The 13,650-nt window shown below is 60.7% G+C and carries 11 protein-coding genes; 3 read left to right on the plus strand and 8 right to left on the minus strand.

All coding sequences use genetic code 11. From position 1 onward, the window contains the following. The first annotated feature begins 613 nt into the window (after positions 1-613). Positions 614-1,858 carry an integrase catalytic domain-containing protein gene (locus MU551_RS22765; RefSeq protein ID WP_247048846.1) on the plus strand — a complete coding sequence of 415 codons (1,245 nt, stop codon included), beginning with the start codon at positions 614-616 and terminating at the stop codon, positions 1,856-1,858. Between the two features lie 54 nt (positions 1,859-1,912). On the opposite strand, the gene MU551_RS22770 is transcribed toward MU551_RS22765, so the two are convergent. The 3 genes from MU551_RS22770 to MU551_RS22780 all read right to left on the minus strand — a co-directional run bounded on the left by MU551_RS22770 (position 1,913) and on the right by MU551_RS22780 (position 4,514). Next, positions 1,913-2,299 carry an Hpt domain-containing protein gene (locus MU551_RS22770; RefSeq protein WP_247048847.1) on the minus strand — a complete coding sequence of 129 codons (387 nt, stop codon included), beginning with the start codon at positions 2,297-2,299 and terminating at the stop codon, positions 1,913-1,915. A 522-nt stretch (positions 2,300-2,821) separates the two neighbouring features. Then, complete coding sequence (locus MU551_RS22775) at positions 2,822-3,904, minus strand: COG1361 family protein (protein ID WP_247048848.1); 1,083 nt, start codon at positions 3,902-3,904, stop codon at positions 2,822-2,824. Between the two features lie 76 nt (positions 3,905-3,980). Then, positions 3,981-4,514: a hypothetical protein gene (locus MU551_RS22780; protein WP_247048849.1), complete on the minus strand. Its 534-nt coding sequence runs from the start codon at positions 4,512-4,514 to the stop codon at positions 3,981-3,983. A gap of 672 nt (positions 4,515-5,186) precedes the next feature. Here MU551_RS22780 and MU551_RS22785 point away from each other — a divergent pair. After that, positions 5,187-5,636, plus strand: coding sequence for a VOC family protein (locus MU551_RS22785; protein ID WP_247048850.1), 450 nt, complete (start codon positions 5,187-5,189; stop codon positions 5,634-5,636). 542 nt (positions 5,637-6,178) lie between these two features. Here the strand turns inward: MU551_RS22785 and MU551_RS22790 are convergent. Further along, the gene (locus MU551_RS22790; RefSeq protein WP_247048851.1) at positions 6,179-6,367 is read right to left on the minus strand and encodes a hypothetical protein; all 189 of its coding nucleotides are present in this window, start codon (positions 6,365-6,367) and stop codon (positions 6,179-6,181) included. A gap of 382 nt (positions 6,368-6,749) precedes the next feature. Then, positions 6,750-7,229 carry a hypothetical protein gene (locus tag MU551_RS22795; protein ID WP_247048852.1) on the minus strand — a complete coding sequence of 160 codons (480 nt, stop codon included), beginning with the start codon at positions 7,227-7,229 and terminating at the stop codon, positions 6,750-6,752. Between the two features lie 349 nt (positions 7,230-7,578). Here MU551_RS22795 and MU551_RS22800 point away from each other — a divergent pair, with 349 nt between their 5' ends. Continuing rightward, positions 7,579-8,958, plus strand: coding sequence for a sensor domain-containing phosphodiesterase (locus MU551_RS22800; protein WP_247048853.1), 1,380 nt, complete (start codon positions 7,579-7,581; stop codon positions 8,956-8,958). Positions 8,959-9,354: 396 nt separating this feature from the next. Here the strand turns inward: MU551_RS22800 and MU551_RS22805 are convergent, their stop codons facing one another. The 3 genes from MU551_RS22805 to MU551_RS22815 form a co-directional block, all read right to left on the minus strand. Further along, entirely contained in the window at positions 9,355-10,161 is an 807-nt protein-coding gene (locus tag MU551_RS22805) for a DUF5305 family protein (protein ID WP_247048854.1), read from the minus strand. 28 nt (positions 10,162-10,189) lie between these two features. Beyond that, on the minus strand, positions 10,190-11,080 hold the full coding sequence (locus tag MU551_RS22810) for a hypothetical protein (protein WP_247048855.1): 891 nt from the start codon (positions 11,078-11,080) through the stop codon (positions 10,190-10,192). Between the two features lie 585 nt (positions 11,081-11,665). After that, entirely contained in the window at positions 11,666-13,477 is a 1,812-nt protein-coding gene (locus tag MU551_RS22815; protein WP_247048856.1) for a GMC oxidoreductase, read from the minus strand. Positions 13,478-13,650: the final 173 nt, after the last annotated feature.

Raw genomic sequence — 13,650 nt, forward strand, 5'->3', positions numbered from 1 at the left:
GTGACCGCATGTGCCGCAGTCATACCCGTTACGAGGACGAACAGTATTGCCGCGAACAGAGTCAGGACGCGACGGAGTGATAGCTTCATTTTTCAGGCTTTCTGCAGGTGCCCTGGGCCTCGACCCGGAGGCACAAATAAAAGGAATTCGGGGATCCGGCATTTGCCGGTCCGTGTGTGCTTCGGAAGCCTTTTTTCCGGCTCCCAAAAAGCCACCCGGCCGCAGCATCCAGAATGAGCTGCGCCTTTTAAATCGGGCGAGCGAGCAGTGCCAATCGCCTACGCTGTCCTCGCCACTCAACAGGTAGGCAGTCTCCGGCTAATTGTTCATACTTATATTTGGATTCTTTCAATGCAAATGATGCAAAAATGAATCCGCCGATTCCCAGTCATGGCGGGATGCCTGCCATCAATGGCAGGCGACACTGAGGCCTTAAACATGGCTCCCGACGGGTACATCGTACGTCTCGGCGACGCAGTGCGAAAGACACCGCGTTGACTCGTAAATAACCTCCGCGAAGGGGGATACGTTGCCTCATAAATAATCCTCCGGCTGGGCTCGTCGGGTTGCCGGGGTAAGCGGTTGGGGTTACGCCGGGTGGATGGGATTAACGATGGCTGAGCGCAAGGCCGTGACGAAGCAGCTGGCGAGGTCCTATTTGGCCGGTGACAGGGTCCGGAAGGGGAGGATCCTGGACGAGGTCGTTGAGCTGACCGGCTGGCACCGGGATCATGCCCGGGCGGTGCTGCGGCATGCCCTTGATCCTCCCGGGCCCAGGCGCGTGAGGCCGGGCCGGGCACCGGTATACGGCGCGGATCTGCAGCCCGCTCTGGTGCTCTGCTGGGCGGTGCTGCGCGCTCCTGCCGGGAAGCTGCTGGCCGCGGTGATGGCCGAACTCGTCCCGATGCTGCGCGGGGAGAACGCCCTGGAGATCACGGACGCCCAGGCAAAGCTGCTGGGACGGATGAGCGCGGCGACGATCGACAGGCGCCTGGCCGGGGAACGTGCCAGGCTGCTGCCGCGCGGACGCTCTCACACCAAGCCAGGGTCACTGCTGAAGTCCCAGATTCCCATCCGCACCTGGGCGCAGTGGAATGACGCGGTGCCAGGCTTTGTGGAGATAGACCTGGTCGCTCACGACGGGTCAAGCAGTTCCGGGCAGTTCTGCTTCACACTCACGGTCACAGACATCGCCACCGGATGGACAGTGAACAGGTCCGTGCCCAACAAGGCCCAGAAGCACGTCTTCGCCGCCCTGCAGCACGTTATCTCCGTGTTCCCGTTCCCGGTGATCGGCATTGATTCGGATAACGGGGGCGAGTTCATCAACAACGAGCTGTTCGACTTCTGCCAGGAACACCGGATCACCTTTACCCGCTCACGCCCCTACAACAAGAACGACGGCGCCCACGTCGAGCAGAAAAACTGGTCCAGGGTCCGCGAACTTGTCGGCTACCAGCGGTACGACACCGCCGCGGAACTGGAGCTGCTGAACCAGATCTGGGAACTGGACCGCACCTTCACCAACTACCTCCTTTCACAGCAAAAGCTCGTCTCCAAGACCCGCCACGGCGCAAGGGTGACAAAAACCCATGACGCGCCGGCCACTCCGCACCGGCGCACCGCAGCCGACCCACATACTGATCCGAAGGCGGCCACCCGCATGAACACCGAATACCGGAAAGTCAGGCCAGCGGCCCTGTCCCGTCAGATCCTGGCCCTTACCGGCCGGCTCGAAACCCTCGCCACCGCCAAGCAACCTGCACCCATCAAACCCCCGGTCAACGAGGACTGGAACCGCCGACCCAACCGGAGGTTTTCCAATGAGGCAACGTATGCCCCTTCGCGGAGGTATTGACGTGAGGCAACAGGGACACTGCCGGTACCAAATGAGCAAGTATTGAAGGGCGCCTTAGGCTGAGCATCCACCAAATCTGCAACCACGCGCATCCAGCATCGCAGTGAGCTCATTGGCGAGAGCCTGTGTTTGCCCTTCGAGCACGAGACTGGCGCGCTGGGCCGTGACGAAATCGGAAATCTTCACAGCATGACCGATCGTGCGGCATTGGTGTGCTACCTGAAGTCCTCCCACCATGGATGCTGAAGATGCCAGGCTCAGTACAGCATCCATCGCCGCTGCCAGGTCCTGATCGCCTACGGCGCGTTGGATCCTATTCATCCGTGACGGGAGCAGGTTCCGGAATTCGGTGATGAACCGAAGTGCGATGCTTTCACCGTCGAGTTCGTAGGCCAGGATCCGGAAACAGGAACCGTCCAGTACCGGCTCAATTCCGGCCATCGTTGTTCCGTTGCACCAAACCGCTAGGAGAGTAGAAGGATTGACTCGTTTATGCCAAACCCCCCTGCTGGCATGACTAACATTGCCCGACATCTCTCAAGGAACACGCCCTAATCGACAAGAACTTACTCAACACTGCATCAATCGCCAGCTTCCCTCAAACTTGGGAGAGCGAACCAAGTGAGGTGCAGAAACGCTGAATGCAGCTTCCAAACACTCGATCCGATCCATGAAAAAGTGAACGTTGAAGGTTCGGCTTACGGGCACCTGTTAGCGATATGAACCGTCGAGAAAACGCCCCACCTATCGCTGTGATTCACAACGCGTACCCAATGTCTAAAACCGTACCGAAAGTTATCTCCGTGACGAGGATTGTGGCGGGAGTTTTGGGATAACTAACGGGACACCGCATGTTGCGGGTCATTCCACTGAGCTGAACCGTTGGGGGAGTGTCCCAGACACAAGGAAGTGGGACCCTATCGACAACCCAAAGAGTGTGCCGCCGACCATGGCGATGTCCCATCAGGAGCTGCCCTGCCCGGGATGCTTGGCCTCCGGCCCCTGTTCAGTGTTGGGGCCGCCCATTGGATGGGTCCGTGTGGCGAACTCCGCCGTGATGCGGCGCCGACGTTGGTAGCGCAATTGGAGCCATGCGGCGGCACCCAACAGCAGGACGACCAGCACCGCGATGGCAACGTACAGCCATCCGGATTCGGGGGTCTTCGTTTCCACCGGGGGCGATGACCCGGCGTCGGGGAAGGTGATGGTTGCTTGGGCTCGGCGTTCGAGCAATCCGCTATGGAGTGTGATCCCTGCTTCCCAGGGACCGGCGGGTACCTGCTTGTCTAGGACGATCATGACGGATTCGGTGGCACCGATAGCCACGGTCGTGCCGAGACTGGCGGGGAACGGGCCCGCGCTGAGCCCGCCCGGACCGCCCGAAAGTTCCAGGGTTCCGAACATGTCCAGTGCCCGGCCGCCGTTGTTGTGGACGGACGCAATGACAGATGGCCGGCCGTCGGCCGTGCGCTTGGCGGTTAGCGAGTCGACTGTGAAGTTGGCCGCGGGCGCCCCGCCGGGCCCAACGGACAGGTAGAGACGGATACCGACGCGGCTGACTTGAGTGACGCCGCCGCCATTGGTGGGACCCGAACTCGCCTCGGCCCAGACAACGCCGTACTGCTCCCCTGGAGCTGCGTCGGCCGGGACGGCGATGGTTACAGTGGCTGTCACGTTTCCGCCCGCCGGGACCGTGGACGTGCCCGGATTGACAGAGGTCCAGGTGGATAAGTCGTTAGGCGTGTCGCCGGGGGCGCCCAGGAACGCGCCGTCCGCAATGGTGGCTGCGGCAGAATACAGGACGACAGGGGTAGATGAAGCGGTTCCGTTCGAAACCTCGACCCGCCGTTGAATAAGCGTTCCAGGGGCGAGGTGGTCCACGATGTATAGCTGTGCCCGCGGATCATTCGCGGCGCCGGACGGAGCGTCGAGGAGCCGCAGCCCGAGGCCTACGGCAGGGAGTTGGCCTGTCGGGGTACCCGTGGACGCATCCACGGGCACCCCGACAACTACGCACAAACCGACGCTGGCGACAATGCACAACATGGACCGCATGATGCGTTGCCATATGTGCGGGAGGAACGCCGGGCGTCCCTCGCGCGAGTACGTGCCCAATCGGTGCCTAAAGAAGGGAGTGGGTGATTATCGCCGAGTAGACGGCGGCGACGGCGCCTCCCGGGACTGCGACGCGGATCGTCGGGTTCCATGTCGCGGAGTTGTCCCCGGTGATCCCAGTCGCTGTGACCGCAGGAACTACACCGACGAGGCTGGCCGGGTCATTCGCTGTGTAGGTCGCAGTGCCCACTTTCGTGATGGTTCCGGCCGTGTAGCCGACAGCGCTGGCAGCAATAGCTGTTCCAGACGGCGCCGGGGTGAAAGCGCTGGAAATGACGCTCGCAACCCAGCCGGAACCGGCAATGGCGCTGCGAGCATCATTGACCTGCACCTGCCCCAAGGTTCCGCTGATAGTCCCCCCGTCAACGGTGTTCACGCGTGTGCCAAGACTACCGGCGTCGGTAGGAACGCTGATTGCGAGGGCACCTCCCGTGACCTGGATAGTGGCGGTTGTCGGATCCGCCGAGGCGGGCAGCGCCGTACTCCCGGCGAGGGCTGCGGAGAAGGCGAGGACGAGTGCAGCGCGGGTGATTGAACCCATGAGTGGGACCCCAATTTGCTAGAGAAAAGGATAAAAATTGGACCAGGTTGAAGCGCTTGACGCGTCTGTCGACATTGACTGTGGACCGGAAGGAGGGTCCAGCGACTTGCTGGTTGCCCACTTCTAGCCTGCTGATCGGCTCATCGCGTGAGAGCAATAAGAAATCCGTTCTGTAGCCCCCACCATGAACGGACATCACCAACGACGTGGTGCGTAACGCCACTGTGTGCCTCTTCCGGCTGAAAGTCAATTAATCCAGTCACAAATGGATTCCTCGATTACCCGAGTGAGGGCATCTGGCATCCGCGGGCATTGCAGAGCCGGGATAACCAACGAATTTCCTCCCTCAGGAAAGGTTTTTCAGTGTCGCTGCTTAGTGAAAACTGAGAGGGTCCCCTGGGCGCCCCCTCCTGCCGGTGCCGTGCCGTCCCAAGACGAGTACTCCACTTCCAAGGATGTGGAACGCACATTCGAAGCGGGAGTTGGTGATCCGCTGCCGAATGATTTTGTCTCTACTTGATTGGGGTCCAGTGGAACGCCCAGAACGGTACCGAGCTCTGCTGCTTACTATTGCAGCCGGTAAATGCCACGACAAGGTGAAGGGAAAACGATTGCCCGCCCGTGCCAAGAATGGTTGCATTAGGGCATTGGCTTCCATGAAAGGACACAAGCATGCTTAGGACGACGATCCATGAGGCTCGCCAGGTACGACTGGTTACAAACCTGGAACAGTCGCAGGCTTTCTACCGCGACATTCTTGGCTGCGAGGTGGACGGGTGGGGACACGCGCTGCGCGGGGGGTTGCAGCTGATCCTTCAACAGGCACAGGACCCGTCGCAGGTACGACCGAATCCAACTGCCGCCAAGCGTGACACCTATCCAACTGATTGGCGGGGACCCGATCATGGCTGGGACACGTTCGCCCTCGTCAACTTCGAGGAGTTTGAGACTTTTGTCGAGGAACTTCACGATCATGGTGCCGAGATAGCTCTTGGCCCCATTGAGCAAACCCACAGCGATGGAATGACCTTCAAGAACGTCTACGTTCGTGATCCCGACGGCTACATCATTGTCTTCGGTTGCGGCGCTATCATCAGTTCACCCGAAACCGAAGAAGCTTAGGCTTCATCCGGATGCAATTCGGGAGCAGTCCACTCCGGGCGTCCCACCTGGGGTGTCCCGTTCCAAGGAAGTGGGACGTTGCTGCTTCGCTTCCTCGGCACTTGGATAAGGCGTTTCGGGTCCGGTAGGGGCGGCTACTTGGGTGGTGTTGCGGATACCGGCCCTGCACCATTACCGATTTGAGCTGCTGAATGTGGATATGAGCGCACTAAAGGCGTATGCCACACGAGAACGGCCAGGATGAGGGCTCCCAAAGCAACTGGCCAAGCCAACTGGCGAGCAACAATATTTGTGTGGCAGCGTTCCCTGGCTGTTGCTTCTTAGATCGGAAAGTTCTCGGCGCGAATGCCGGGGACTTTCTTATTGTGTGGCTGGGGAAGCGTTCCAAGAGGGGCAAGTCACAGACAGGCAAGAAGAAGGTCCGCCGAATTGGGGGATCGACGGACCTTCGATCTGAATGCTAGGCGTTTATGAATTAGGGCGTTGGCATCGACGGGATATGGCCCCCCCAATACGTTTCTCTGGGGCCATATCCCGTCAGCTTAAGCCCGTGCCAACCAGGACCGCGTGGGGCCTGTCCAACCCAGCTGATCGTGGTTGGGCGGCAAACGTCGCACGCGTGTCATTGCCATACGTCGTTCATTTTCGGGGGTGGGTGCGCCTGCAGCTTTTAGCGTGAGAGCGGCCACGTCCAGATCGACGGCAAGGGTGGCAGCGGGCTTGGTGGTCATAGGTGAATTACCTCTAGCAAGAGACGGTGCGGCCGCCTGCATGACCGTCTTCAGATTACCAAGAAGAGTGGTCAGCCAAGAAGTTTTTTTTATTAGCTGCATCACCGCGCCGGGTTCGCGTAGTGGGTCGGCCGCTGCGCTATACGCGGTTGCCCTTCTGGCGTCGAGGAGACAACTCCCCTGCCAAGTCGTTCCGCTCGTAGGTTTCCTGGTTGCTGGGGCATGAAGAAGGTCCGCCGACAATTGGGGGATCGACGGACCTTCCACTCGAAGATTACAAAGGTGCAATTATGACTTCGAGTTGATAAAAGTCATTTTTGCCCAGCTCAGATGGATTCGCCGGCTCGCCTTTCCCACACAATCAAGGGAACCGGGCGGGGCCTTATTCTCTGGCGTGAACTTCGCGGGAGCGTCGCATGGAGTGTTTGGATTGTTCCGCGAGCTGGTGCTGGCCGGAGATCCGGTAGAGGTCGGAGGCCCATTGAAATTCGTTGGCAGCGTCGCGGTATCGGGCTTCGTCAAAGAGCCGTCGTCCGATGTGGTGCCTTACTTCGGCTTCTTCTGCGCGGGTAGCAGCCAGTTGCAGGGCTTCTTCTTGCAGTCGTGCGGCTTCATGCCAGCGATACTGACGTTGGTAGATCTGGGCGATTATGAGCAGCGGTTCCCTTCGGTGCCTGGATTCAGCCAGGACCCGGAAGCCTACTTGTAGAGCTTCAGGTTCCCTGTTGAGCAGGGCAAGAAACCGGATCCGTTCCAAGGGTGTGCATCCGTTGGCGAGGGCACTCTCGAGAGCCTTGCGGTCGAGCACCACATCGCGGAGTGTGGCAGGGTCGGTACGCCAGAACTCTGAAGTATTCGTCACTGTTACGTATCCTCCGTAGAACTTATTACGGAAACTAGCTGCTCTCTGGACGACCTTGGGGGTCGGCCACAACTTCCTCATGGTCTCATGGCCCTGCCCAGGGAAGGGGCAGCAACTCACACCACGTCGAATAACCCCTGGCGAGCCCGTATCTACTGCCTCGGTAATAAGATCCGAGAGAATCGAAGCATGCCCGGGTACTTACATGGCCACGAGAGTGACCTTGGAAAAGCCTGTCCGGGAAGCTGGAAATGACAGCGATGGGTCGCTGGAGCGCCTGTTTGGGGGAGGGGGGTTCCCTTCCCCCAATATTTGTCTTTGGCGGTTTATTCTGTGCAAGGGGGTATAAATGCCGGAATTGTGGGGTAACAGGTTGCTGTCCTTTGTCGGCAGTCACTTGCTGGTGAGTGTTTTGTGCGTGCAGGTCGGCTTCACTGTCGCGATTCTGGCGTTGCTGGGATCAGGACATCTGGTTTCGCTGGATTCTCCTGCGCTGCGGGGGCTTCTGGGTGCTGTCGCGGGATTCCTGATTCTCGTGGCACTTTATGCCGGGTGGCGTGATAGGAGGGCCCGGCACGGTGAGAGATCCAGGGCCGAGGGCCTTTCGGATCTTATGGACTCGGTTCTGCATCCCCGCCAGGAATGGTGGTGGGCTATGGACGACGCCGGGACGTTCACTTTCTCCAGCAGCGCCTCATTGGATCTCCTCGGGTACGCTCCCTCTGAACTGGAAGGGCAGCCGGCCAGTATCGTGATCGATCTGGACGATCTGGCCCAGGCCCGCCAATCAGTTGCCGCTGCCCTGACACCTGACGGTTCCAGCTGGTCCGGAGTCGTTGCCAGGTGCCGGCACCGGGATGGGACCCCCTTGTGGATGGAGGTGTCCGGACACGCCCGCCCCACCATCGGCGGGGCCAGCACAGGATTCGAAGGTGCCTGCAGGCCGCTTAGTCCGCAAACCGAGCGGGTGTTGGCTCTGGAGCGCACCAGGAAGCGGATCGAGCAGGTGCTACGGGAACGAACGTTCCTCACGGCCTTTCAACCCATTCACGAACTTGCAACCGGCAGGGTCATCGGAGTCGAGGCCTTGGCGCGCTTCGTCGAGGACGCCGGGGGCAGCCCGGAGCGCTGGTTTTCGGAGGCGGCGACCGTAGGTCTGGCCGCTGATCTCGAGTTCGCAGCTCTGGAATCGGCGCTTACCGCAGCGACCGGGCTTCCATCCCACCTGTATGTAGCCCTGAATCTCTCACCTGAAACCTGCCTGGACCCGCGGCTGCCGGGGTTTCTTGCCAGATCAGGTATCAGTCCTGACCGGTTGGTGCTGGAATTGACCGAAAACCTGGCCGTCGCCGCTTACGCCCCCCTTGTGGCCGCCCTTTCTCCGCTCCGGATGCGCGGCCTGCGGGTAGCGGTGGACGACGCCGGGGCGGGGTTTGCGTCCATGCGCCATATCCTCCATCTGCACCCCGACATCATCAAACTCGACCGGAGCCTCATCGCCGGAATAGATAAGGACCCGGGCCAGCGCGCCCTTGGCGCGGCCATGGTGGAGTTCGCACAACGGATCCGGGCGCAGCTCATCGCTGAAGGCATCGAGAGCGAGGGCGAACTGGCCGCGGTGACAGGACTTGGAATGTTTGCCGGTCAAGGCTTCTTGCTGGGCCGGCCCTCTGCGGATCCGCAGAAATGGACTGCTTGGGAAGCAGTGCAAGGGCGCGACACGGCCTGAAGCCTTCCCCCCCAAATCAGGGCAAGAAATCAACCCGGCTGGCTTTCAATGAACTGGTTGTTGGGAAGTTCAACGGATGACCTCAGGAGGTCGGATAACAGCTGTTCGGACAGGATCTTCACCCCAGGCGAGGGTGCACCTGGCATCCCCAGACGCCCAGGGTTCTACAGATGACGTTGCCTCTGCACGGGTAACGGATGCGGAGGCGACCGCGAAGTGGCGGACGCCCGCCCGCTGGACCGGGGGAACAAGGGGCGGTGCGTTATTGAACATTCTATGGCCGGTGTTGCTGTCCGAGTCGACGACACGTCGGGCCTCGTGGTGCACGCCCCACGTGTCCACCTTGGTTTGTGATGGCAGAACAGGTCCTCCTGCGCTTCCAGTTGGAGCCCCCGGTCAGTGTGTCTTGTCCACTCTCGTGGTGGACGGGTCCATTGCATCGGTCAGCTCCGCTGCGGTGCTCGACGGCGGCTGGTTGGTGCCGGGGCGGTAGCGGTAGGTGATGTTTTCGTCTTGCACTACGAAGGTCTCCACGCCGCTTCTTGTCCAGTGCAGAACGAGCAGGCCGTAGCGTTCGGCAAGTTTGGCCAGGGTCGCGAAGGCGGTGACGTCGATGACAGGCCGACCCTGCGGCGTCGGCATCGGGTGGACCCGGACCAGCAGGGCCGCGTAACGGCGGCGGATGGCCGCTGCTTCATCGCCCGGGGCGTTGCCCTGGGCGAAAACGAGGATCACCAGGGCTATGGTCAGGGCTGTAAGTATCAGAACTGTCGAGATGATCCGGGCCGTGGCGGCGCTAATGTTCCATCCGTTCATTCCCAGGGTCCGCGGGACAATGACGGCGTGTTGGGCGGTCGCTGTGTCGCTGACGGTCAGGGCTTTCTCACCGTCGGCCAGACTGAGCTGGAGCGGGGTCAGGGTCAGTGTTAGTCCTGGCCGGAATTCGGCTCCGGAGGCGGTCGTGACGTGCGGTTGAATCCTGATGGTCAAGGGAGTGGCGGCTAGGCCGGTTATGGCGGCTGCGGCGTCGGCTCGTGCTTGGAGCTCTTTGAGGTTCAGGCGCACGGTGCCTTCGTGGTCGGTGTTGGTGAAGCTGGCGGGCTCAGCTAGCTGAACGGTGGAGTGCCAGCCGCCGGCGGTGCCGAGCTCGGCGGTAATCCTGAGGTTGCCCGGTTCACCGTGGTAGGCGAAGTGAACGTCCAAGGTCTCCGTCAGTTTCCGGAAGATCGGGTCAGGGGAATGGGCTATTGTCCCGTCGTAGGCGGGCGTGGTGCAGAACGCAGGCGATAGGCGATTGCTCAGACACGTCTTGAAGGAGAACGAAATCCTCAAGGACAATCTGCCACGGTCCGAGGCTGCCGTGGACATTCTGAGAAAAGCTTCCGCGCTCTTGGACGCGATGGCCAAGAGCGCGGCCGCGACGGATCTGGGACTGTAAGAACCGGAGCCGGAGCGGCCGGAAGGTTGACGCGAAAGCCTGGAAAGACATCGCCGGCCAGGGTCGCTGTTTCGGCTTGTTCGACCCGGTGCCCGACGACCCTGCGGGAGAAGACGTCAAGCATGGTGTGGAGCAGCCGGTAGGTGTGTTTACCGGGCCAAGCAGCATGGTGATGTCCCAGCTCCACAGCTGGTTCGGGGCTGTCGCGGTCAGGACCGGTTTGGCCCGTTTAGGGCCGGTTCCGGGGGTGCGTTGATCCCTGCGATCCCCGTTCTGCCCGTGCCGGGCAACGATGCGGTGGGCGGCGGCGATGGACAAGAAGGAGTGCCCCGCGTCGAGCATCCGGTAGTAGGCCTGGGTGACAGAAAGGTTGGCGTATTCACTGGAATTCAACAGCTCCATGAACGCCTCCTCTTCGGCGTCAATGATCCGGTTCGGAGAGGCCCGCTCGGCGTGGGCGCCACGATCCCCGACGGCATGGACGGGCGTGCGGTGCAGACCATCAGGGCGCAGGCCTTCACGGCGGACCAGCCGGCCGTGATCGGTTTCCCGGCGAAGCTCAAGGGCCGCACTGATCAGGGACGCCGTTACCGAAAACCGGCAGCGCCCGGACGTGCTGCATGCCGACAACGGCTCGCCCACGCGGGCCGGCAGCACCCTCCAGCTCGCCCAGTCTCTGGGCATCGCACTGTCCTACTCCCGCCCACGCGTCTCCGATGACAACCCCTATTCAGAGGATCGTAGAACCGATCATAAATTTCCTAACGAGCGTCGTCGGAGATGTGATGATCTATCAAAAGCATCCGTTTACGGCACTGCGCGCACGACAAAGAGTGGTTAGTGATTTCGAATGGCTTACCGGAAGGACTTCGAAAACGGTAATCGCTGCGCATTCACTGGGGTCAATCCTGGCAGTGGACGCACTAGGCGCAACGAAGCAAAAATGCGACCAACTATGGACGTTTGGCAGTGCCATTAAGCTCCTTCGTCACGATAGGTCGTCTTTGGTGAGAGGTCTGAAAGCCGCACAAGCCAACATGAGGTGGTCCAATTTCTACGACTCCATGGATCTGATCTCCGGCCCCATCGGTCCGTGTGAGGAGATTTCAGGCTTTCCGCGACTGGATGCTTACTTTGGCGCGAAGCATCTTGAACGACGTTCTGACCCCGCCGGGCTAGTCAGTCCAGCAATAACGCGTCAAGTCCTGTCGGTTGCAGCAGTGAAGGGCAGACGTGCCCTGAAGTATGTAGGAAATCACCAGCAAGCGATCAAGCGGATAGGTGTGCGGCGAGCCTCAGACTTAGGGCAGCCAGCGTAAGAGACGGGTTTGCAGCGGGCGAGGCGGGAAACACGGAGTTGTCACATGCATAAAGGTTCTCGTAGCCGCCGAATTTCAAATCTGCGTCCACTACTCCGCTCCCGTCGTCCGCCATTCGCAAGGTGCCGACTTCATGCCCTACCCCACCAAGCAGAGCGTCCTGCAGTCCGAGCCCTCCTTCTCCCAGAACGGGTTGGGCACCGAGCGCGGCGAATAGCCCCGCTGCCAGTTGATCTGTCTCCGTCAGCTCGGCTGCGCTGGGCCCGGTACGGCTCATGGTAACGGTGACTCGGTCGGCAGGGTTGCCGGTGACGGCTAAGGAGTTAGCGTCATTGAGCGGTGCATAGCTCATGAACACGGCCTCGCACATCATCCAGTTAGCTCGCCTACGACGCTCCTCAGCGAGATTCTCCGGGTCCACGTACCTTCCTTGGTTGAACTCGGCACCGAGCTCAACGACAACGTCGAATGCGTGCTGCTGTGCGTTGGCGTTTGGGTGGGTGAGTAACACCTTTGCGGAGGCCGTGGAACTGGCGAACGGAGAATCCGGGGGAAGCGTGAAATGCCGATACCTGATGGTATGGTCCGTCAGTCCCTTTCCCATCCTCCCGTTTGGGTCTGCCAGGCCGGATTGCAGGGCGATCTTGGCGGACTCAAGGGTGCCCGCGGAGAGAACCACGGTCTTGCCCCGAAACGTGCGTTGCTTTTGGGCGAGAAGATCCCACCCCGTCACTCCAGTAGCAAGGTTCGGCCTATTCGGGTCAACCGTCACGGTCCACACTGCGAAATTGAGGTTTATCTGAGGCCGGGTACGTCCGGGACCGGGATCATCAATCAACCTGTTTTCAAGCAGCAGATCTGCGGTTGAGAAGATGCCGCCGGGAATAGACCATTCCCGGTGCCCTTCGTACTGGACTGCAACAGGGGCGTCTTCTGCGACGAAACCAGGCATGACTCCCTGCAACGCCGCACGGGAGGCGTCCTGATATGGGTTGGCATCAGGGGGCACACGATTCAGCGCCTGCTCTGCGGTGCCGTAGCCGCCGTTGAGGAGGTAGGTGGTGACTTTTGCCGGCCATTGCTGAAGTTCCCAGGGGGCCTGACGGGGGATGAGTCCGCCCCAGAACAGCGAACGCCCGCCAAGGTTGAAGCCCTGGGCGCCGGCGTACTGTGAGCCTGCGGAGTTGTTGAAGTTGATGACCTTAAAGTCGGGCCAGAGGGACCAGACATGCTTGTCAAAGGCTCCGGGGCGGATACGGCGCGGGAGGTTCCCCACGTGGGTAGGGAAAAGGTACGAACCAGCCTCCAGCACCAGCACATCCGCTCCAGCATCGGCCAGCCGTGACGCCAACAGACCACCGCCCATGCCCGAGCCAACAATAAGGACATCGTACTCATGGTCTGGATCGAGATTGCGGGCGAGGAATCGTTGGGCGACCGCTGAGTTTTCGATGAACAAGGCTGTCTGTTCCGGGAAGGTGACGTTGTCTTCGGAAAAGCTGATCTCCCCAACCAATGCAGGAGCGGGCAGATACAGGTCAGGCCCGTCCATCCACATACCCGGGGCCAGGACGAACTTGAACTCAAGCCCCCCGGCGAAAGCTCCCTCGTCCAAGTGGAAGGTCCAGGCGCCGTTTGTGTAGTAGCCCCCTCGATCCAGATCCCAGCGGGGAGCCCACCGCATCGTGACGGTCTGTCCCGGGGCGTGTCTATCAGTGACGAAACGGACAGTGAACATGGCTACCCTCTGATCTCTAGGCACGCGACAAGTGTCAGGGTATGCAAGTCAAGCGGGGGAGTCCAGAGAGCGCGTTGACTCGTAGAAAACCTCCGCGTAGCCGGATACGTTGCCTCATTTGAAAACCTCCGCGTAGCGGCGTGGTTGACGGTGTTGGTGTCGGTTGCGAGCTATGCCCGTTTTCATGGAGCTCACGA

This window comes from Arthrobacter rhizosphaerae (assembly GCF_023062595.1).
Lineage (GTDB): Bacteria > Actinomycetota > Actinomycetes > Actinomycetales > Micrococcaceae > Arthrobacter > Arthrobacter rhizosphaerae.

Coding starts and splice junctions, on each gene's coding strand:
- MU551_RS22810 (WP_247048855.1), bottom strand. CDS start 11,080: ATGCCCAGAGACTGGGCGAGCTGGAGGGTGCTGCCGGCCCGCGTGGGC.
- MU551_RS22800 (WP_247048853.1), top strand. CDS start 7,579: ATGCCGGAATTGTGGGGTAACAGGTTGCTGTCCTTTGTCGGCAGTCAC.
- MU551_RS22780 (WP_247048849.1), bottom strand. CDS start 4,514: ATGGGTTCAATCACCCGCGCTGCACTCGTCCTCGCCTTCTCCGCAGCC.
- MU551_RS22770 (WP_247048847.1), bottom strand. CDS start 2,299: ATGGCCGGAATTGAGCCGGTACTGGACGGTTCCTGTTTCCGGATCCTG.
- MU551_RS22790 (WP_247048851.1), bottom strand. CDS start 6,367: ATGACCACCAAGCCCGCTGCCACCCTTGCCGTCGATCTGGACGTGGCC.
- MU551_RS22765 (WP_247048846.1), top strand. CDS start 614: ATGGCTGAGCGCAAGGCCGTGACGAAGCAGCTGGCGAGGTCCTATTTG.
- MU551_RS22785 (WP_247048850.1), top strand. CDS start 5,187: ATGCTTAGGACGACGATCCATGAGGCTCGCCAGGTACGACTGGTTACA.
- MU551_RS22775 (WP_247048848.1), bottom strand. CDS start 3,904: ATGTTGTGCATTGTCGCCAGCGTCGGTTTGTGCGTAGTTGTCGGGGTG.